Genomic DNA, 872 nt, shown 5'->3' with positions numbered 1-872 from the left:
TTAACCGGCTCTGTTACCAGTATTCCCAAACTAAGAGACAGACTAAAAATTTATACCAGCGATGATGCGAAAATTGATAAATTATACAACAAGTATGACCTGCCTTAGATTCAATTACAACAAACACGCCAGAAACATACTGTATCGTAATGTTTTAATACTATTATTGATGACTTCTTTGGGCTCTTGTATTCTATTTGGATATGGTGAGATTAAAGACACATACGGTTACACAGTTTTTATTAAAAATGGAACAAAAGACACTATTTTTCTTAAAACTAGTTCTGACTCTACTAAAATTGACATTAATGATATTTATAATGATAAACTATTGCCTGATTCTATTGTAAACATTGCGGATGTCAGTCCCGAAGATCCAAATTCCGATCCGATACAAGAATATTTAGATGCTTATAACATAGAAGCCTATGTTGTACATAAGGATGGAGTCATTTTAAAGAAATGGTTAAAGGATAGAGCTAAAACCGGGCACAGTCCGTACAATCCGGAATCGTGGGAAATTAACAGAACAACCGATCCAGATGTAAGCGGGTGGATAAAATTCTCCATTGAAGAATCTGATTTAGAGAAATAGCAAATTGATATTCCGCTCTGTATAATACAGGGCGGAATTCATCAGTCTTGTATTGCAAGGAACAATGAAAAGAACCGAAAAAACCAAGAACCTACACCTTGATGATTGGTTTGATCAAAAATTAAAAAAGAACAGCACCTTGATGAATACAATTCACTATTGCCCGGGAAAACCTAAATCTTAATTTCGTACCTATGGTACTTTTGCTTGGTTTCAACTGATTACTACCATAATTATATCCCTATGGGATTTATGATAGCCCTGTTAAGGGTAAAAC

Annotated in this window: 1 protein-coding gene; it reads left to right on the top strand. The window is 34.4% G+C overall.

Annotated elements, in window-relative coordinates:
* The first annotated feature begins 94 nt into the window (after nucleotides 1-94).
* Nucleotides 95-595 (top strand): hypothetical protein, encoded by a 501-nt coding sequence (locus NQ163_RS20550; RefSeq protein ID WP_268192186.1) that lies wholly within the window; start codon nucleotides 95-97, stop codon nucleotides 593-595.
* Nucleotides 596-872: the final 277 nt, after the last annotated feature.

The sequence above is a fragment of the Marinifilum sp. D737 genome (assembly GCF_026672275.1).
Lineage (GTDB): Bacteria > Bacteroidota > Bacteroidia > Bacteroidales > Marinifilaceae > Marinifilum.
The sequence above is the reverse complement of the archived record's forward strand: the minus strand, read 5'-3'. Positions and strand labels throughout refer to the sequence as shown.

What these genes read in the sequence shown, in the direction of transcription:
- NQ163_RS20550 (WP_268192186.1), top strand. Translation starts at nt 95, where the DNA reads ATGACCTGCCTTAGATTCAATTACAACAAACACGCCAGAAACATACTG.